This window comes from Streptomyces sp. NPDC042259, from assembly GCF_055582085.1.
Genome location: NZ_JBVJDW010000002.1, coordinates 689,774 through 709,387 on the forward strand (window position 1 = coordinate 689,774; position 19,614 = coordinate 709,387).

Annotated in this window: 15 protein-coding genes and 1 pseudogene; 10 read left to right on the forward strand and 6 right to left on the reverse strand. The window is 70.4% G+C overall.

Annotation, left to right across the window (positions count from 1 at the left end):
* Positions 1–14 precede the first annotated feature (14 nt).
* Positions 15–3,104: a non-ribosomal peptide synthetase gene (locus tag ACZ6MA_RS07450; protein ID WP_469431816.1), complete on the reverse strand. Its 3,090-nt coding sequence runs from the start codon at positions 3,102–3,104 to the stop codon at positions 15–17.
* Positions 3,101–3,868 (reverse strand): hypothetical protein, encoded by a 768-nt coding sequence (locus ACZ6MA_RS07455; RefSeq protein WP_469431818.1) that lies wholly within the window; start codon positions 3,866–3,868, stop codon positions 3,101–3,103. The genes ACZ6MA_RS07450 and ACZ6MA_RS07455 overlap by 4 nt, the downstream gene beginning before the upstream one ends.
* 578 nt (positions 3,869–4,446) lie before the next feature.
* Here ACZ6MA_RS07455 and ACZ6MA_RS07460 point away from each other — a divergent pair.
* The 5 genes from ACZ6MA_RS07460 (at position 4,447) to ACZ6MA_RS07480 (ending at position 10,080) form a co-directional block, all read left to right on the forward strand.
* Complete coding sequence (locus tag ACZ6MA_RS07460; RefSeq protein ID WP_469431819.1) at positions 4,447–5,253, forward strand: serine/threonine protein kinase; 807 nt, start codon at positions 4,447–4,449, stop codon at positions 5,251–5,253.
* A 126-nt stretch (positions 5,254–5,379) separates the two neighbouring features.
* The gene (locus ACZ6MA_RS07465) at positions 5,380–6,840 is read left to right on the forward strand and encodes a serine/threonine-protein kinase (RefSeq protein WP_469431821.1); all 1,461 of its coding nucleotides are present in this window, start codon (positions 5,380–5,382) and stop codon (positions 6,838–6,840) included.
* A 240-nt stretch (positions 6,841–7,080) separates the two neighbouring features.
* On the forward strand, positions 7,081–8,043 hold the full coding sequence (locus tag ACZ6MA_RS07470) for an LGFP repeat-containing protein (RefSeq protein ID WP_469431822.1): 963 nt from the start codon (positions 7,081–7,083) through the stop codon (positions 8,041–8,043).
* A 37-nt stretch (positions 8,044–8,080) separates the two neighbouring features.
* Positions 8,081–9,064: a hypothetical protein gene (locus ACZ6MA_RS07475; protein WP_469431823.1), complete on the forward strand. Its 984-nt coding sequence runs from the start codon at positions 8,081–8,083 to the stop codon at positions 9,062–9,064.
* Between the two features lie 32 nt (positions 9,065–9,096).
* Entirely contained in the window at positions 9,097–10,080 is a 984-nt protein-coding gene (locus ACZ6MA_RS07480; RefSeq protein ID WP_469431825.1) for an alpha/beta hydrolase, read from the forward strand.
* A 15-nt stretch (positions 10,081–10,095) separates the two neighbouring features.
* Here ACZ6MA_RS07480 and ACZ6MA_RS07485 read toward each other — a convergent pair whose 3' ends face one another.
* Positions 10,096–10,914 (reverse strand): LysR family transcriptional regulator, encoded by an 819-nt coding sequence (locus tag ACZ6MA_RS07485; RefSeq protein WP_469432279.1) that lies wholly within the window; start codon positions 10,912–10,914, stop codon positions 10,096–10,098.
* 201 nt (positions 10,915–11,115) lie between these two features.
* Between ACZ6MA_RS07485 and ACZ6MA_RS07490 the strand changes: the two genes are divergently transcribed.
* Positions 11,116–11,811, forward strand: coding sequence for an SDR family oxidoreductase (locus tag ACZ6MA_RS07490; RefSeq protein WP_469431826.1), 696 nt, complete (start codon positions 11,116–11,118; stop codon positions 11,809–11,811).
* A 51-nt stretch (positions 11,812–11,862) separates the two neighbouring features.
* Here the strand turns inward: ACZ6MA_RS07490 and ACZ6MA_RS07495 are convergent, their stop codons facing one another.
* Entirely contained in the window at positions 11,863–12,174 is a 312-nt protein-coding gene (locus ACZ6MA_RS07495; protein WP_469431827.1) for a hypothetical protein, read from the reverse strand.
* Between the two features lie 737 nt (positions 12,175–12,911).
* On the opposite strand from ACZ6MA_RS07495, the gene ACZ6MA_RS07500 reads away from it, so the two are divergent.
* The 3 genes from ACZ6MA_RS07500 (at position 12,912) to ACZ6MA_RS07510 (ending at position 15,681) form a co-directional block, all read left to right on the forward strand.
* Positions 12,912–13,190 carry a hypothetical protein gene (locus tag ACZ6MA_RS07500; RefSeq protein WP_469431828.1) on the forward strand — a complete coding sequence of 93 codons (279 nt, stop codon included), beginning with the start codon at positions 12,912–12,914 and terminating at the stop codon, positions 13,188–13,190.
* A 161-nt stretch (positions 13,191–13,351) separates the two neighbouring features.
* A complete protein-coding gene (locus ACZ6MA_RS07505) occupies positions 13,352–14,608 on the forward strand; it encodes a protein-glutamine gamma-glutamyltransferase (protein ID WP_469431830.1) in 1,257 nt (418 codons plus the stop codon).
* A gap of 269 nt (positions 14,609–14,877) precedes the next feature.
* Positions 14,878–15,681 (forward strand): GNAT family N-acetyltransferase, encoded by an 804-nt coding sequence (locus ACZ6MA_RS07510; protein ID WP_469431831.1) that lies wholly within the window; start codon positions 14,878–14,880, stop codon positions 15,679–15,681.
* An 85-nt stretch (positions 15,682–15,766) separates the two neighbouring features.
* Here the strand turns inward: ACZ6MA_RS07510 and ACZ6MA_RS07515 are convergent.
* Both ACZ6MA_RS07515 and ACZ6MA_RS07520 read right to left on the reverse strand, forming a co-directional pair.
* Positions 15,767–15,880, reverse strand: a pseudogene (locus ACZ6MA_RS07515) (S-adenosylmethionine-dependent methyltransferase); the annotation flags it as partial.
* Positions 15,881–15,902: 22 nt separating this feature from the next.
* Complete coding sequence (locus ACZ6MA_RS07520) at positions 15,903–17,480, reverse strand: GMC family oxidoreductase (protein WP_469431833.1); 1,578 nt, start codon at positions 17,478–17,480, stop codon at positions 15,903–15,905.
* A 768-nt stretch (positions 17,481–18,248) separates the two neighbouring features.
* Here ACZ6MA_RS07520 and ACZ6MA_RS07525 point away from each other — a divergent pair.
* A complete protein-coding gene (locus tag ACZ6MA_RS07525) occupies positions 18,249–19,589 on the forward strand; it encodes a cytochrome P450 (protein ID WP_469431834.1) in 1,341 nt (446 codons plus the stop codon).
* The last annotated feature ends 25 nt before the right edge of the window (positions 19,590–19,614 follow it).

Consider the following 19,614-nt stretch of genomic DNA (forward strand, 5'->3'; position numbering starts at 1 on the left):
CTTTCACGAACCCGTCAGGCGAGCCGGCGCAGCCGGTCGGCCAGCGCGGCGGGGGTCGGGGTCTCGAACACGTCGGTCAGGGCGAGCCGGACGCCGGTGATGTCCTTGATCCGCTGGGCGAGCGTGGCGGCCAGCAGCGAGTGGCCGCCGTTGGCGAAGAAGTGCGCCCCGGCGTCCAGGTCCGGGCGGTCCAGCAGTTCGGCGAAGAGGCCGACGAGGGTCGTGGTGAGGTCGTCGTCGCCCGCCTCGGCGGTCTCGCCGCCCGCGACGGGGCCGCGGTGGTGCGCCGCGCGTTCGGCGAGGGCCAGGTAGTCGACCTTGTCGCTGCCGGTCCGGGGGAACGCGTCCACGGCGATGAACCGGTGCGGGACCACCGAGCGGGGAAGCTGCCCGCGGGCGTGGTCCCAGAGTTCGTCGACCGCCTCGGGGCGGCCGGGCACCCGGACGAACGCGGCCAGGGTGCCGTCCGCGCCGGGGTCGCCGACGACCACGACGGCCGCCGCCTCGACGTCGGGGTGGCCCAGCAGCACGGCCTCCACCTCCGCCAGCTCGACGCGGTTGCCGCGCAGTTTGACCTGCCGGTCGACCCGGCCGAACAGGTCGATCCGGCCGTCCGGCCGCCAGCGGGCCACATCGCCGGAGCGGTGGAACCGCCCGTACTCGGCGTTCTCGCCGAAGCGTTCCGCGGTCAGTTCGGGCCGCTCGTGGTAGCCGGAGGCGACGCCGACGCCCGCGACGCACAACTCGCCGCGCAGGCCGAGCGGCAGCGGCCTGCCGTGCGGGTCGGCGATGAAGATCCGGGTGTTGGCGACGGGCGCGCCGACGTCCACGCGGCCGCCGGGGTCCGCGCCCATGCGTCCCGCGGTGGCCCAGATCGTGCTCTCGGTGGGGCCGTAGACGTTCCACAGGTCGGCGCCCGCCGCCAGCAGCGTGGCCGCCAGCTCGGCGGGCAGGGGCTCGCCGCCGGTGAGGACGGTGCGTCCCGCCAGGGTGCCGGCGGCGTCGCGGGCGACGATCCGCCAGGTGGTCGGGGTGGCCTGCAGCAGGCCGATGTCGTGGGCGGCCACCGCGGCCGCCAGCAGGCCGCCGTCGGTCCGCGCCTCGTCGGGGAGGACCACCGTGTGCCCGCCGTGGAGCAACGGCATCATCAGCTCGAGCGAGGAGGTGTCGAAGCTGTAGGTGCTGAGCCAGCCGGTGGGGCGCGTCCCGCCGGCCACGCCGAACCGGTCGGCGTAGTCGACGATGTGGTTGACGAGGCTGCGGTGCCGGATCGGGATGCCCTTGGGCTTGCCGGTCGATCCGGAGGTGTAGATGAGGTAGGCGAGGCCGTCGGGATCGGCGGCGGCGGCCGCCGCCACGTCCACCGGCGTGTCGGGCACGTCGTCCCGGTCGACGGCGGGCACGGTGGCGCGGCCGTCCGGGGCCGTGATCCCCGCCCCGGTTATCACGGTGCGGGCGCCGGCGTCGTCCAGCTGGTAGGCCAGCCGCTCGGCGGGGTGGTGGGGGTCGAGCGGCAGGTAGGCTGCGCCCGCGAGCCAGGTGCCGAACACCGAGGCGGCCAGGGCCGCTCCGCGCGGCAGGAGCAGTGCGACGACGTCGCCGCGCCGGACACCGGCCTCGGCCAGCCGGGCGGCGGTGGCGACGGCGGCGGACCACAGGGCACCGTAGGTCATCGTGCGGTCGCCGTCGCGGACGGCCACGGCCGCGGGTGCCGCGGCGGCCCGGCGGGCGAATCCCGCGAGCACCGACGGTGTGTCGATGGTGCGGTCCGTCGCGTTGGCGGCGTCGATGACCGCGTGGTCCCGGGGTGACCAGACCGGCAGCGTGGCGAGGGGGGCGTCCGTCGAGGTGCCCAGCGCGACCAGCAGGGCGTCGTAGCGGTGGACCATCAGCTCGACGTCCGACCGGTCCAGCACGCCGGTGTAGAACACCGCGCGGACGGTGGCCGTGTCCTTGTTGGCCGAGACGAAGAATTCGAGGTCGAACTGGCTGAAGCCGTTTTCCACCACGAGGAGTTCGGCGTCGGCGCCGGCGATGGTGAAGGCGCGCTGGTCCTCGGCGAAGGGCACGTAGTTGAACACGTGCTTGAACAGTCCGTTGCGCCAGCCGGAGCCGTCCCGCTCGACCAGGTCGAGCACGTCGTCGGCCGCCACGTCCTTGTGCGCCATCGCCTCCATGAACGTCCGCCGGGTCAGGGCGGTGAGGTCCTTGAAGCTCGCGTCGCGGTCGAGCGGCAGCCGCAGGGTGACGAGGTTGCTGTGGTAGCCGACCGTGTCCACCGCCTCGCGGGGGCGGGTGTTCACCGGCGAGCCGATGGTCAGGTCGGGGCCGGCCCCGTGGGCGGCGAGGAGGGCCGCGTAGGCGGCGAGGAGGACGACGGACTCCGGCGCCCGCAGCTCGCGCTGGAGGCGGCGCACGACCGCGTGGGCCTCGGGCGACAGGACGTGGGTGACCTCGTCGCCCTGGAGGGTGGTGACGGCCTGTTCCCGCTGCTCGCACCAGAGTTCCAGCCCCGAGGAGCGGAATCCGGCCATCTGCTCGCGCCAGTACTGCCGGCTCCCGGCCGACGGTTCGGGTTCGTGCCAGGCGGGCACCTCGGCGGACCCGGCGGACTCGCCCGCGACCACCGCCTCGTACAGCGCCACGAACTCGGCGCGCAGGATCGCCGTCGACTGGACGTCGGAGACGGCGTGGTGGACGGCCAGGCACAGCACGTCCGCGTCCGGCCCGCGCAGCAGCAGCGCCCGCAGGAGCGGACTGCCGTCGGGGGTGAACGGGCGGGCCACGAAGGCCGTCAGGACGGCTCGTTCGTCCGCCTCGCCCCCGGGGTGCTCCGCCTCCTCCAGACCGACGGTCAGGGACGGGGCGACGGTTTTGGTCAGACCGCCTGTGTCGTCGCGGTGGAAGACCGTCCGCAGCACCTCGAAGCGTGCCGTCAGCAGCTGGAGGGCCTGGGTGGTGGCGGTGGCGTCGAGGCGGCCGCGCACCCGGACCGCGAGGGAGAGGTTGCTCGCGCCGCTGTCCGGGACCAGCTCGTCGAGCAGCCAGAGGGTGCTCTCCTTGCGGGTCGGACGGACGTGGCCGGCCGGGAGTCCAGGGCTCACGCGTGCGCCCCCGGCTGGGCCAGGACGCCGGCCACGGACTCGGCGACGGCGGGGGTGCGCAGCAGGTCGCGGTGCTCGACCTCGAAGCGCCGCTCGTCCGCGATCTCGATGGGCGCGATGCCGGGCGTGGCGCGCAGCCGGTTCAGGCCGCTCTGCTCGCTGGCGGAGGTGATCACGGTGGCCCGTGCCCAGCCGGGGCGCGGGTCGAGTCCGGCGGCGGTGGCGAGGTAGGCCATGAACGAGCCGACGAGGGTGACGAGTTCGCCGGCGTAGTCCTCGTCCAGTCCGGCCCGCCGGAGCGCGGCGGTGCCGATCGGCCGGAAGGCGCCGTAGAGCCCGGCGGCGAATTCGACCGGTCCGATACCGGGCTTCGCGACGAGCCGTTCCGCGGCGTCGGTCAGCTCCTTGATTTCCTCGGCCGTCAAAACGGTGGTCATATTGCCGATCACCCGGCCGAACTGGAGGTGAACGGTGGGGACGTCGACCAGTTCGGGGTCGAAGACGACCACGCGCGGAGCGGTGGCCTGCCGCGCGGCGATCTTCTCGGCGAGCACGCCGGCGAACACCGAGCCCGCGCAGTAGCCCAGTACCGCGCGGACCGTCCGTCCGCTCGCGGCGACCTCGGAGAGCCAGGGCTCCAGGTAGGCCTCGTCCAGGGCGTCCGTCTCGGGGCTGCGGACGGGGGCGACCGTCTGCCACAGGGCGCAGTCCAACCGCAGGCCCGGCGCCAGTTCGGCGAATCCACCCTCGTTTCGGCCTGTCACCGGAAAATCGGCGGCGAGCACAATGTCGGTGTCAGCTCCTGCATCGAGCACGACATTCCACACGGTGGGGCTGGGCATATGAATTCCCCCGAATGTCAAAAAGTCTTCGGCTAATTCCTCGACCGTGTCCGGTCAGGCCAGGCTGGATCCTAGGGGCAGGCAATCCCCTCTGTCCACAGCAAACGATCATGGACCGAACCCGGCCAAACCCCATGGATCCCACCGGGCGAATATGCGCCATGACCGATGAATTTCAGACACCCAGTGAGGCGGTTCCGGACATGCGCCCATCACATTTCAGCCGCCGTGACCAGCGGGTTCGCCGGGAAACCCGGCCTCGGCCGCACTCGCCGGGGCCGCACCACGGACGCCCTTCGGCGCCCACCGGAAACTCCAGAATGTCCGGCTTTGCGGCGTGACGGACCCCATACGCACCGCCAACGACGAGAGCGCTTCCGGTCATTACCGGCCAGGGGTGTCCGACGGCCACCGGGTCGGCGACCACCGGACCGGGCCGGGAACCCGTGTGTAACGTTCGGCGTGCGTGACAGCCGTTGACCGGGTGTGAGGAGGGGGCAGTGAGCGGAATAGTGGTCTATCTGCCGCGGGAGAGTGGCACCGCCGGCGGGGGGCCGTGCGGTGACGCGGTGACGTTACGGCTCGGCCCGGGGGAAGTGGCGCGCTTCGGACGGGGATCGGCGACGACCTCGGTCGAACTCCGCCTCGTCGACGAGGCGATCTCCCGGCTGGCGGGGGAGATCCGGGTGACCGACGATCATTGGCAGCTCAGCAATCACAGCACGACCCAGAGCTATCTGGTGGAGAACCCCGAAGGGGCCGGGGAATACCTCCGCGTGCCGCCGCGCCGGGCCGGAGCGCCCATCCCCTTCGAGTTCTCCCGGGTCGTGCTGCCCACCCGCAACAGCACCACGGTCGCCTTCCAGGTGTTCGCCCCCGACCACGTCTATATGGATCCGCACGAGACGGGCGGCCCGTGGGGCAGTCGCACCGTCACCGCGTACTCCCTGGACGAGACGGCCACCTACTTCCTGGTGCTGGTCGCGCTGTGCGAACCGCGCCTGCGGGACGAGTCGGCGGTCGCGGTGCCCACCACTCCCCAGATCGTCGAGCGGCTCCGCCGGCACCCCGCCTGCGGCCGGCTGACGACCCGGGCCGTCAGCTCGCACATCGACTACCTGGCCGGGGAGAAGATGCGCATCGACGCCCCGGCCGGGGGTGAACCGGGCCGCGAAGCACGCCGCAACGGCAAGCGGGAGGCGGTCGTCGGACTCGCCCTGCGGTTCGGTCTCGTCCGGGAGGAACACCTCGCGCTGCTGCCGCCCCGGGCCGGGGCGGGCCCACGGGGACGGGAGACCGGGGAATGAGACCGGGATCCATGGCAAGCGGCGGCATACCCCGGCACGCCCGGCGGACCGGAGGGGTGAACGGTGCACGGTCCGGCCGGCTCGTCGCGAAGTGAGCGCGTCCAGCCCCTGCCGCACGGCCTCCGCGTGGGCAGGTGGGAGGTCACCGACCCCATCGCGTCCGGTGGTTGGGGGACGGTGTACGCGGGGCGGGCGGTCGACGACGGCGAGAGCCCGGCCGGGGGCCGGGAAGACGTCGCGCTCAAGTTCTTACCGACCGAGGGGCTCGCCCCCCGTCAGGCCCGCAAGGTCGCGGACACCGCCCGGCGCGAGGTGGAGTTCGGCCGCCGGGCCCGCCACCCCAGGCTGATCCGTCTGCTGGACTCCCTCGTGCTCAGCGAGCCGGGCCACCCGTTCCTGGACGGCGCGATCGTCCTCGTCATGGAGCGGGCCGAACGCAGTCTGCGGGACCTGCTCGAGACCGGCGTGAACGAAGCCGAGGGCGCCCGGCTGATCACCGAGGTCTGTGTGGGGCTGGCACATCTGCACCACGGCGGCTGGGTGCACGGTGACCTCAAACCGGACAACGTCCTGATCATGGCCGACGGCTCGGCGAAGCTCTCGGACTTCGGGCTCGTCACGGAACTGACCGGCACCCGCGGCACGCACGGGTACGGGCCGCCGATGGGCACGTTCGACTACCTGCCGCCCGAGCGCTGGAAGGCCCCGCTCGGCGAGCGGGGTGTGCGGGTCCGGCCGAGCGCCGACATCTGGGCCCTGGGCATCCTGATCCACGAGATGTTCACCTCGGGCGCCTCGCCGTTCCCCGGTGCCACACCCGTCTCGCGGGCGGCCGCGGCACAGGAATACGCCGACGGACGTGCCCCGCTGCGGATGGACAACGCGGTGCCGCCCTTCTGGCGTGCGCTGGCCGCCGACTGCCTGGCCCCGACCCACGACGCGCGGGCCGCGCACACCGCCGGGAGCCTGCTCGCCCGCATCGGCGCCCGGCAGGACACGGACACGGAACCCGCCGGGAAGACGGGCCGGGCGGACCGAATGGGCCTGACGGGGCCCGGAGGGGCCGCCGCCCGTCCGTGGGCGCTCCGGCGCGGCAGGACGCGCGCGGTGCTGGTGGCCGTCGCGGTGTGCGGGGCGGTCGCGGCGGGCTGGACGTATGCCGTGCGCGACGGCGGCTCCGCCGCGACGGCCGGATCCGACGAGCCGGGCGGGTCCGCCGCCACGGCCACGGTGGGCCCGCGGGCCGCTGCCGCGGCCCGGATCCGGGTCTTCAACACCGAGGAGCGCTGCGGTGACCGCCCGGACCGGGATCCGGAGTGCAGCCTCGGCCTGGCGGTCGACCCGCTGCGGCCGTACACCGTCGACAATGTCGTGCCGACCCGGGTGTGGCACGGTGACGTCCTCACGGTGGACTGCCGGTTGCCGAACGGGGTGCCCATCGTCGACGAGCGGGGCGCGTGGTCCGCGCAGTGGTTCCGCGTCCGTCTCCCGCCCGGCGCCGCGCGCTCCACCGCGTGGCTGCCGGCCGTGCGGACCAAGGACCGCCCCGCGGTCCCGCCGTGCCCGCGCCCCACGCCCGTTCGGTGACACACCTCTCCCTCGACTCGTCGTGACTGCCGCGATGCACGGCTGACGTAGCTGTATCGCGGATCGTCGGGCGCTGTCACCCCGGAAGGTCCCGGATGCCGGGCGGCGGCGCCCCACGACTACCTTGCGGCCCGTTGATCCCGGACGGCATCACCTCTGACAGCGAGGAGCAAGGACGTGCGTGGCGCAGCGGCACGATGCTCGAGATTCGGAACAGCGGTGTTGTTGGCCGTCACGGCCGTGTCCGCCCTGAGCGGGCCGGCCTGGGCGCGGGGCGCGCGTGATGTGCCCGGCCCCCTCGGACACAGCGCGACGGCCGACCTGTACTGCGACATACCACCGGAGCGGGACATAGCGGTGACCCGCAAGGTCTACGAGGTCGGCCAGCGTCGGGGCGTGTCCGACAAGGTGATGCTCGCCGGCTTCGAGACGGGCTGGGTCGAGTCCCGGATGAACAACCTCGACTGCGGGGACCGGGATTCGCTCGGTGTCTTCCAGCAGCGGCCCTCGCAGGGCTGGGGCACCCCCGACCAGGTCCGCGACGTCACCTACGCGGCGAACAAGTTCTTCGAAGTGGCCCAGCACATGGAACCCGGCATGGAGGGAAGCTCCGCCGGGGAACTCGCCCAGGCGGTGCAGCGGTCCGCCTATCCGGAGCGCTACGCCCAGGCGGAGGGCATCGCCCGGGCGATGCGGGATGAGGCGTTCTGGCCCTACGGCGCGATCGGGGCGAAGTACGACGGCATGGGCCGGCACGACGGAGTGCTCGGCCCGCCGCTCCGCGCGGAGGAGGACGCCTCGCTGGGCGGGCGTTTCCAGCTCTTCCGGAACGGGATCATCATCTGGCGGCCGGATGTCGCCTACGCCATCCACGGCGACATCCTCGAAAAATTCTGGGCCACCGACGCCGAACGCCGCTGGGGCTTCCCCACCATGGACGAAGCCGACGCCTCCCCCGCACCCAACGGCACCCGCGGCCGCTACCAATTCTTCGAAAACGGCCTCTTCCTCTGGTCCCCACAAACCGGAACCCACCCCGTCCACGGAGAAATCTACAAAGCCTTCCACACCGCCGGCCACGAAGGAAAACTCGGCTACCCCACCACCGACGAAATCGACGAACCCGGCGGCAAAGCCCAGAAATTCCAGAAAGCCACCATCCACTGGAACCCCGCCAAGGGCACCTGGCTTACCGACAACTGAACAGGGGACAGTCATGAGAGCATTGATTCTTCGGCGGGTGACGAGAGCCATGGCGTTGTGGCTGGCGGCCCTCGTCGTGACCGTGTCCCTGGCACCGGCCGCGAGCGCGTCGGACCCGGACGGGTCGATCGGGCGGGGCGAGGTGATGGACCGGTCCTGGTCCTGGGTCGCCGAGCAGGTGCCGTACGACATGAGCGGCTGCTACCGCAACCAGTTCGGCTGCTACCGCCCGGACTGCTCGGGCTTCGTGTCGATGGCCTGGCACCTGGGTTCGTCGCTGACCACCTGGAGTCTGTGGAACGTCACCTCCGAGATCCCGGCGGGTGATCTGCAAGCCGGTGACGCCCTGTTGCGGGACTCGGGCGGCACGGACCACGTGGCGCTGTTCGTCCGCTGGGCGGATGCCGCCCACACACAGCCGGTGGTCCGTGAGACGTACGACTTCGGGCACGTGGCCGAGGAGCGGGTGTGGGGCAACGGGCTGCGGGGGTTCTCGCCCCGCCGGTACAACCGTCTGGACGATCTGATGCCCTACGGCGCGATCAGGGTGAAGTACGACGGCATGGGCGGACTGGACAGCGTGCTGGGGCCGCCGGTCACGGGTGAGCGCGATTCCTCGCTGGGCGGGCGTTTCCAGCAGTTCCGGAACGGGATCATCATCTGGCGGCCGGACGTGGCCTACGCCATCCACGGCGACATCCTCGAAAAATTCTGGGCCACCGACGCCGAACGCCGCTGGGGCTTCCCCACCATGGACGAAGCCGACGCCTCCCCCGCACCCAACGGCACCCGCGGCCGCTACCAATTCTTCGAAAACGGCCTCTTCCTCTGGTCCCCACAAACCGGAACCCACCCCGTCCACGGAGAAATCTACAAAGCCTTCCACACCGCCGGCCACGAAGGAAAACTCGGCTACCCCACCACCGACGAAATCGACGAACCCGGCGGCAAAGCCCAGAAATTCCAGAAAGCCACCATCCACTGGAACCCCACCAAGGGCACCTGGCTCACCGACAACTGACGCGCTGCTACCCCCGTTTCGACCAGGAGATCATGATGAACGAGCACCACCCCTCCCGCAGAGGTGTCCTGAAGACCGTCGGCGGAATGTCCGCGGCGCTGGCGCTGGGCGGCGGCGCCGTCCTCGGGTCGGCGGCGTCGGCCGCCGCGGCCGGTGACGGTCGCGGGCTGCACATCGTGGAGGCGGGCGAGAGCGACCCCCGCATGTGGTACTACCGGTTCGAGACCGCGGCGATCGGCTGGAAGCCCGCCGTCAACGTCCTGCTGCCCGACGACTATCACTACAGCGGGCGCCGCTATCCGGTTCTGTACCTGCTGCACGGCGGCGGGGGCGACTTCATCGAGTTCGACCGCCTGCCGGAGGGTGGCATCCGGGCGTGGACCGCCGGCAAGCCCATGATCGTCGTAATGCCCGACGGCGGGCACACGGGCTGGTACTCCAACCCGGTCACCTCCTTCGTGGGCCCCCGCAACTGGGAGTACTTCCACATCGAGCAGCTAATCCCGTGGATCGACGACAACTTCCGGACGTACGCCGAGTACGACGGCCGGGCCGTCTCCGGGTTCTCGATGGGCGGCTTCGGCGCGCTGAAGTACGCCGCCAAGTACTGGGGCCACTTCGCCTCGGTGAGCGCCCATTCCGGGCCGGCCAGTCTGCGCGGCCGCGGTGACATCATCGTCCACTGGGCCAACGCGACCTCCGCCCTGGACCTGGGCGGCGGCACCGTCTACGGGGTGCCCTGGGACCAGAACAGGGTCAGCGCCGACAACCCGTGCCAGCGGGTGGAGAGTTACCGGAACAAGCGGGTGTTCATGGTGGCCGGCACCAGCCCCGAACGCATCTGGGACCGGCTCAACGAGACCAACGTGCTCGACACCCAGCGGGAGTTCCGCGGCCTCCTCGACCGCGCCGGCATCCCGCACGAGTCACACGAGCGGGAGGGCGGCCACTGGGTCCGCCCGGATCTCTTCCGGCACGACCTCGACGGCATCATCGACCGCCTCCGCAAGGCCTAGGCCGTATCCGGCGGATCAGGCTTCCACGGGCCCGCGCAGGGTGGCGGTGGCGAGGGCCAGGAAGTCCTGTACGGGGCCCGGGCGGTCGCTTTCCGGTGCCGCCAGGCAGGTTTCCACGGGCAAGCCGTCGGTGACGGGCAGATAGACGAGGTCAGGGCGGGAATACGAGCCCGCGACGCTGAGGGGGACGAGCGCGATGCCCTGCCCGGAGGCGATGAGTTCGAACTTCTCCTCCAACGAGGCCGTCCGCCGCCTCCGCACGCCGAGGAACGGCTCACGGTCGAGATCGGCCGACGTCAGCGCGGGACGGCCGGCCAGCGGATGGGTCACGGGCAGGCACGCGACCTTGGTCTCGTGACCGATGGGGACGGTGCGCAGCCCCGTGTCGTCGAAGGGGCGCCGGAGGTATCCGACGTGTGCGCGGCCGTCACGGAGCGGCGCGTCCTGCTCCCACCAGCGCAGCGGAAAGACATCGATCTCGACCTCCGGGTGGCGGGCGGTGAACGCCCGGATCGCGTCCGCCACGTGCAGACCGGGTGAGAAGGCGACGACGAGCCGCTGCCGGCCCCGCTCGGCTTCCCGCACCCGCCGCAGCGCCTCGGCGACCACGGTGGTGATCTTTTGCGCCTCGTCGTACAGCTGCTGCCCGGCGGGGGTCAGCTCCACGCTGCGCGTGGTCCGGGTGAACAGCGCGCAGCCCAGCTCCTGTTCGAACGCGCGGATCTGCCGGCTGAGGACGGGCTGTGCGATGAACAGCGTCTGTGCCGCCCGGCCGAAGTGCCGATGTTCGGCCACCGCGACGAAGTAGCGGAGTTTCCGCAGATCCAGATCCAGATCCATGCCGTCACGGTATCAACGCGGTCGGAAGGGTATTGGACGCCCGCCCCGGGCCACTCGGAGACTGGCGTGGTGATCGTCGCATCACACGGTCGCATCACACCGACGGGCGGCAGCTGCCTGTTCGTCGACGCGGTCGTCAGGACGGTCGTGCGCGAAGGATGACGCACGACCGTCCTGGCCGAGGAGAGGAATCACGTGAACGACACCCGCAGGACCGCTCTCGTCGTGGGGGCCTCCCGGACCCTGGGCCTCGCGCTCGCCGCCGAGTACCTCCGTCGCGGCTGGGACGTCATCGGCACGGTCCGGGGCACCCGGCGCACCGGCCTCCACGACCTGGCCGACGCGTCCGGGGAGCGGCTGACGGTGGAGTCGCTGGAGATGACCGAGCCGGAGCAGATCGCCGCCCTGCGCGACCGGCTGGCCGGGCGCACCCTGGACCTGCTGTTCGTCAACGCCGCCATCACGCGCGGCGACCTCCCGATCGGCGAGGTGCCGACGGAGATGTTCACCGAGGTGATGGTCACCAACGCGCTCGGTCCGATGCGCGTCGTGGAGTGCCTCGGGCCGCTGGTCGCGCCGACCGGCACCATCGGCGTCATGTCCTCCGACCAGGGGAGCATCGCCTTGAACACCGAGGGCGGGCAGGACCTGTACCGGGCCAGCAAGTCCGCGCTGAACCAGCTGATGCGCGGCTATGCCGCCCGTCACGCCGAGGACACGCGGACGCTGCTGCTCATGGACCCGGGCTGGGTGCGTACCGGACTCGGCGGGCCCGACGCCGATCTCAGCGTGGCGGAAAGCATTCCCGGGGTGGTGGAGACGATCCAGAGCCGGCGGGGTGCGCGCGGTCTCCACTTCCTCGATTACCAGGGAAAGGTCGTGCCCTGGTAGTCGCCGCGGCCGGGCAGGGCGATGTCCCCTCGCGGGAGGGGACACCCAGGATTACTTGGCGCGTACCTTGCGGGCCTTCGGCGGGTCGCATTCCTTCGCGGCCGCGATGAAGGGCTGCAGCGCGTCGTGGAGCTTGTTCAGCGAATCGGGCCCGAGTTCGATCTGGTAATACTGGACGGACGGGACCAGTCTGGTTTCGAATTCGCTGCTGCCGTCCTCGTCGTCCTTGGCTGCCCCCGCCCGCACTTCCATGCCCGGGACGGCGAACGTGTGCCGGTGGACGTCCTCGGTCACGGTCGGATCGAGGTCGTCGTAATCCTCCACCTTCACCCATATCTCCTGGGTGAAGGACCGGTCCCCCACCGTCAATGTCCTGCCCCCCTTCCGCACGCCCGGCTCGCCCTGCCGCGATTCGTCTACCTCAATAAATCTGGTGCCCATCAGCGCCCCTTCTCAAGATCGACCAAAGCGTAGCCGCTGCTGGGGAGTTGCACTCAATCGGCGAGAGGCCGCTTCCGGCGAGCCGTCCCCGGCCCCGCCGCCCGACACCGTTCTGCCGGTCCCGGGCATCCGGCGTGTCACCCCGTGCGCCCTCTTCGGCCACGACGCCGAAGGCGGCATCGGGTCGGCCGAAGGCGGCATCGGGTCGGCCGAAGGCGGCATCAGGTCGGCCGATGGCGGCATCAGGTCGACCATCTCGGCCTGGGGGACACCGGTCGGTGACCTGTTGTGGCACGCCACTGCCCCGGCCTTCACACCGACGGAAGCCGTCGGCACCCCGTGGGGCTCTCCGGGGTCACCGAAAACGCCCGGGTCCGCGGCGCCTCTCCCGGCGGCTCAACGGCCCTCTTTCCACCTGGACAGACGGGCGATCGCCGCCGTACGGGGCTCTTCGTCCCGGTCGGGAATGAGGGCATCCGCCACGCTGCCAAGTTCCCGGACAGCACCGCGTCCCCCACGCCGGGCCGGGTCGAACGTATGGCCAGATACCGCCTCATCAGCGGGTTGGCCGGTTTCAAAGCCACGATGTTGCCGGGGAGTTAACACGGAGACATGATCACTGCTCGTATCGACCTGATCACTCATCCAGGAGCCGAGAAGTGATACGCAGAGCCGCTCTCCGCACCCGCACCCGCACCCGCACCCGCACCACCGTCGCCGTGACCGCGGCTCCCGCCCTTCCGCTCCCCCGGGGAGCCCAGGCGGTCACCCCGGCCGGCACCGCCCGGGCGAGCGCCGCCGAGGGCGGCGAGTTCTGCGTCCACACCCCGGCCCCCGGCGCGTTCCCGCGCTCCCGCCCGCGCGTCCAGGCCCGCTACGGCGGCTCCGACGCCCCGGGCCGGGCCCGCGTCGGCGCTTCGGCGATGACGCTGATCTAACGCCGGCTCCGCCCGGCGCCACCACGGCCGTGACCGGCGACGAACACGCCGCACCGCCGTCTCCTTGGGCACCGCGCCTCCTTCCGCCTCGCGGCGGCGGCCTTGTCGTGCCTCGCACGCCCTCGTTCCCGCACATCACCACAAGGGAGTTGTTGATTTCCATGGACAAACACAGAAGATTCCTCACCTACGCCACCGCGGGCGCGGTCATATGCACCGCCGCGTTCATCCCGACGGTCAGCCAGGCCGCCGCCGGCAGTGGCGGCCCGGAAGACAAGCCCTACGCCGCAACACATGGCCTGACGGCGGAAGACGTCAAGAACATCAACGCGCTCAACGAAAGCGCCCTGGCTCTGGGGCAGCCCGGCAAGCCTCCGGGGGAATCGTCTCCGAGCGCCGACCCGTCCTTCCGGCCCCCCAGCCGTGCCGACGACAGGGTGACCCCTCCGGCCGAGCCGCTCGAACGGATGCCTGACGCCTATCAGGCCTACGGGGGCAGGGCCACCACGGTCATCAACAACTACATACGCAAGTGGCAGCAGGTCTACAGTCACCGCGACGGCAAGAAGCAGCAAATGACCGAGGGGCAGCGAGAAAAGCTGTCCTACGGCTGCGTCGGCGTCACCTGGGTCAATTCGGGCCCCTATCCGACGAACAGATTGGCGTTCGCGTCCTTCGACGAGAACAAGTACAAGAACGACCTCAAGAACACCAGCCCCCGGCCCGGCGAAACGCGCGCGGAGTTCGAGGGCCGCATCGCCAAGGGAAGTTTCGACGAGGGGAAGGGATTCAAGAGGGCGCGGGATGTGGCGTCCGTCATGAACAAGGCCCTGGAGACCGCCCACGACGAGGGGACGTACCTCGCCAATCTCAAGGCGGGGCTCACGAACAGCAATGACGCTCTGCTCCACGAGGACAGCCGCTCGAACTTCTACTCGGCACTGCGGAACACACCGTCCTTCAAGGAAAGGGACGGAGGCAACTACGACCCGTCCAAGATGAAGGCGGTCATCTACTCGAAGCACTTCTGGAGCGGGCAGGACCAACGGGGCTCCTCCGACACGAGGAAGTACGGCGATCCGACAGCCTTCCGTCCCGACCAGGGCACCGGCCTGGTCGACATGTCGGGAGACAGGAGCATCCCGCGCAGTCCCGCCAGGCCCGGCGAGAGCTGGGTCAATTTCGACTACGGCTGGTTCGGGGCCCAGACGGAAGCGGATGCCGACAAGACGGTGTGGACCCACGGTGACCACTACCACGCGCCCAACAGCGACCTGGGCCCCATGCACGTCTATGAGAGCAAGTTCCGCAACTGGTCCTCCGGGTACGCCGACTTCGACCGCGGAACCTACATGATCACGTTCATCCCCAAGAGCTGGAACACCGCCCCCGCCAAGGTGGAGCTGGGCTGGCCGTAGCCGTAACGGAATCGGGCGGGAGGGCGGGGCCGCCCGGCCCTCCCGCACCACGGCCACACCGCGGATCGCGGGAGCACGGCCGCGGCATGCGGGCCCGGGTGAGATCCCGGAAGCCGGACGGCTCGGCAATCCCGGTTGAGATCGGCCCGGTTATCAGCGACATTACGTCGTCAGGCCGGAGCATGACGAAGGCCCGAGTCGACTTCTTCTCGGGCCCTTCGTCCGCTCCTTCGCCGGGACCACCGCACCGTGACCGAACTGGAGCCACCGTGGCCAACTCTTGGCAGACCACCCCCGACGCCCGTGTCGAGGATCGAAGCAGACGGGACCATCCCGATGCCCCCGCGGCCGTCGACGACGCGGCGATTCGCCAGGCCCGCAATTCCGCCGCGTTCTGGACCGCGACCGGTAACGCCCGCGGCCACGAGGTGATCCGCCGGCGCGGCTTCCTCGCCGTGCTCGGCGACGAGCGCGCCGGGGCACGCATCCTGCTGCAGGAACCCGACCTCGACGCGGACGAACTCGCCGAGCTGACCGAGCTGGCCGGCCGGTCGGCCGGACCGGTGGATGCCGAGGATCCGTTCGGTTCCACCGACCTCGGTCACCTGGGCATGCGCAACTGGCAGATGCCCATCATGGTGCGCCCGCCCGGCCCCGTCCCCGCCCCCGCGATGGAGGTGGTCCGCGTCCGGCGGGCACACGAACTGCGCAGTGCCGAGGAGATCGTGATCGAGGGCTTCGGGCTGACCAGGTTCACCCCCTACCGTCCCGGCGAGATGTTCCCCACGACGCTGACCGAGCAGCCGGGCGTGGACGTCTTCGTCGCCGTCCTCGACGGCGAGACGGCCGGGGCCGGGGTCACCGTCGTCCACGACGGGTCCGGCAGCCACTACTGGGTCGGCACGGCGTCGGCGCACCGCTCCCGAGGGGTCGGACGGGCCGTCATGCTCGGCTCCCTGGCACCCATGTCGGACCTCACGGTGACACTCACCGCCTCACGGCTCGGCCGGCCGCTGTACGAGTCACTGGGCTTCGCCACCGCCACCTGGTCGACCTGGTGGTCCTCGCAGTGACCACCACCGAGGCCTGACGCAGCGCCCCGGCCGGCCCGGGCACCCCTCGCCCGCACGGGCCATCGCCGAGGCGAACCGCAAGGTCCAGCGTCTGCGTGGGCCAGGCCGGCTGACGGGGCGGTCCTCGTGGGCCGAATGCGGCGAACCCCGGGGCGATGTCGATGACCGGGGTGCCGTCGGTGGCGTCGAGGTCGGTCACGTGCGGGTGTGTCCGCCGCTGTTCACGACTGCATGGTCGCGGCGACGTGTTCTGCGGCCATGAGCACCGTGAGGTTGGGCGGTGCGGACGGCGGGTCCGGGAAGATCGAAGCGTCGACGACGCGCAGCCCCTCGACGTTGAAGACCCGACCGGTGGCGTCGACCACAGCTCGGGGGTCGCCGTGCCGTCCCATCGGGGTGCTTGAGGTGGGATGGTGGCAGGTGCGCACGGCTGCCTTCAATGCCTCGGACCGTGCCGGGTCGGACAGCCGCTGGGCAAAGAGCCGGCGCGCCAGCACGTCGACCAGGGGATGCGTGTGCGCCAGTCGGCGGGCCAGGGTGATGCCCTCACGCAGCCGTTCCCGGTCACTGGTCGCAGCCAGCCATCCGGGCCGGATGCGCGGGGGTGCGGCGGGGGCGCGTGAGGCCAGTTCGATGGTGCCGCGCGAGTGGGGGCGATTCAGGGTGACGACGATCGCGCAAGCGGGAACGGCGAACGGTGCCTTCGGCTGCATGAGGCTGACGGACAGATCAAGTTCACCGGGCAGGGCCTGCGCACTGGCGGTCCACACGCCCGATCCGACGACCGACCGTGCCCGGCCGCAGGCCCACGGCCAGGCCAGGTAGGGCAGGTACAGCAGCGGTTGGTCCAGGAACCCGGCCCCCACGGGCAGTTCCTGCACGACCCGGATGCCGAGACTCCGCAAGTGGGCCACCGGCCCGATGCCGGAGCGCAGCAGGAGCGCGGCGCTGCCATAGGTCCCCGCGCAGGCGATGACCTCGGCTGCGGCGATCGTGCGGCCGTCGGCCAGTCGGACGCCGGTGACATGTCGTTCACGGAACAACACGCGGTCGGCCAGGGCCCGTCCTTCGATGCGTAGGTTGCGGCGCTGGCGAACGCTGTGCGGCAGGTACGCCATCGCCGCGTTGATCCGAATACCGCCGGCAGCGGTGACGGAGTAGACGCCGACACCGCGGGGCTGTGCGCTGTTGAAGTCGGCCGCTGGGTATCCCATGTCCCTGGCGGCCGTCAGAAAAGCCGTCTGCAGGCTGCTCAGTTCGTCCATGCGTAACTGGTGTACCGGGACAGGGCCGTGGCGGCCCCGGTTCTTCTTCCCCGGCTCATCCGAGCGCTCCAGGCGCATGTAGGCAGGCAAGACGTCCTCGTACGACCAGCCGCGCAGACCCCTGTCCGTCCACCGTGCGAAGTCGGCGGGCAGAGCGCGCACGGCCACGGTGGCGTTCATGGCCGACGAACCGCCGATCATTTTCCCGCGGGGAAGCGCAGAGCCGCCGGGCACCGCCCGGTAGTGCCAGTCATGGCCCGCGACCCGGCCCATCAGGGCGCTGGAGGCGACAGCAGGCGGATATCCGTCGGGCGGGAAGACAGGGCCGGCCTCGAGAAGAATGACGCGCCTGCCGGACGTCTCCGACAGCCGGGCCGCCAGCACGCAACCGGCCGTCCCGCCCCCGACGATGGCCACATCCCACGATCCCAGGTCAGGCATTGGATACACCTTCATGTTCGGCATTTCGCGGAGCGACCCGTCTTTGAAGCTCTGTGCAGACGCCGACCTGCGCAGGGGAAAATCCGTGGGCACGTCGATCGTTCGGCTTCCCGCCCGGGGACACACCGCATCCCGTCCCCAGCCAGGCCCCCATTCTCCCCGATAAGGCTCTTGGACAGGCCCTTCGAGCACACCGCAAAACCGTTCCTCTGACAACCGCCCATCCCAGGGCGCGCGGGGTCATTCGTTGTCATCCGAGCGCAGGAGTGCTCCCGGCTTACGGGCAGCGCGCGATCGCGGCAGGAGCGCGCTGAACGAGCGGATATGGGTGAGGCTGTGTGGCACGTAAGGCAAATGCTCCAATGGGAGCGAGAACGTGCTGCCAGCAGGGCGTTAGGCCTCTGCACGCAATGGTGCCCTGACAGGGAAGGCGTGGGCGCAATGGGGGGAATCAGCGGGGAAGCCGTGCCGCGCACGCGCCGTGCGGCGCCTTCCGGGCTGTCTTCGGTGCGCCTCGCGGCGGGGGTAGCGCTGAACAGCCGTGAGTGGTGCCCTTGAATGGCCTGCCCATTGCCCTGTTGGCAGAGCGGGGCCGCACTGGGCCGCGATAAGACCATGCCGGCGTCCGGCCAGGGCGGCCACGGGCGAACACGTGGTGAAGCCGACCCCGGCCCTGCACTGGGGTTGCGGCTCCCCGCCGCGCTTCGATCGTGCGCGGCACCGGGACTCAGTCAGGTCGGCCGCCAGGCTGGGGAACGGCATTCGGAAACGCAGGTGCGGGGCCGCCGCCAGAAGAAGACCTCCACACACGGTCCGCGGCGTGTCAGCTCATAAAGCTCAAACGCCCCTCAAGGAGTATTCGTGAACACTGTTCCTCCTAGGGCGCCCAGGGAATTCCCCATGCTCGGGCACGCGGTCCCTTTGTTTCGTGACCCGCATATCTTCCTGACGTCTTTGGCCTTCAATGACGGCCTCGTCGAGGTCAAACTCGGCCCGTGGTCTGTATACCTGATCTGCGGCCCGGAGTTGACCCACCTGGTCCTCATGGATGACCGCACGTTCGACAAGGGCGGGCCGCTCTTCAACAGGGCACGCGAGGCGCTCGGTAATGGGGTATTGGCTTGCCCCTATCATGATCACCGGCGGCAGCGACGCCTCACCCAGCCAGCCTTTCACCCGTCCCGCCTCCCGGCCTACGCAGAGGTGATGAACGAGCAGGTCGCCGCTGTCATCAGTAGGTGGCGCGATGGCGAGAGCGTCGACGTCCTCGCTGACATGCAAGCGATCACCGCGCGGACTGTCGTCGCGACCATGTTCGCAGACGCGGACAGGGTCCCCGTCGACTCGCTGATCAAAGACCTCAACACGGTGGCGAACGGCATCTTCCGACGAATGTTCATGCCATCCTTTCTGGCCGGATTCCCGACCGTTGGGAATCGCCGCTACGGGCGGGCCCGGAGCCGTCTTCGCCAGACCATCGAGACCGTCATCACAGAGCGCCGCATGCGCGACGTTGACCGTGGTGACCTGCTCTCCGCGCTGCTTGCCGCCCATGACACCGACACGCCTGACGGGCATGGCAACGGCCTGACCAGCCTCGAACTCACCGACCAGCTCGTCAACTTCTTCAGCGCGGGAGCCGAGACCACCGCCGCATGCCTCGCTTGGACGCTGCACCTACTCGCCCTGTCCCCGAACGTCGAGGAGCAACTCCACGCGGAGGTCGACAATGTGCTGTCCGGCGCCGCCCCCACTTTCGACGACTTGCCCCGGCTCGAGGTCACCGGCCGCATCATCACGGAATCTTTGCGCATCCATCCACCTGCCTGGTTCATCACCCGCGTCGTCACGAAGGACACCGAACTCGGCGGATACTTCCTCCCGGCTGGTAGCTCTGTCGCTTACAGCCCCTATTTGATCCACCACAAACCGAGTTTGTACTCCGACCCGGAACGATTCAATCCAGACCGGTGGAAGGGCGGTTACGGCGCCACGCGGCCGACAAAAGGTGCTCTGGTGCCCTTTGCCGAAGGGGCACGTAAATGCATCGGAGACAAGTTCGGCGTCATGGAAGCCACGCTCACCCTGGCAGCCATCGCGGCCCGATGGCGCCTGCGCCACGCCCCTGGAACACACGTCCGTCCGGTGCCGGGCGGAATCCTCAATCCCGGAGGGTTGCATATGCTCCCCACTTCGCGATGAGGTGTGCCCGAACCCGGGACGCCCC

What these genes read in the sequence shown, in the direction of transcription:
- ACZ6MA_RS07480 (WP_469431825.1), top strand. Translation starts at nt 9,097, where the DNA reads ATGATGAACGAGCACCACCCCTCCCGCAGAGGTGTCCTGAAGACCGTC.
- ACZ6MA_RS07505 (WP_469431830.1), top strand. Translation starts at nt 13,352, where the DNA reads ATGGACAAACACAGAAGATTCCTCACCTACGCCACCGCGGGCGCGGTC.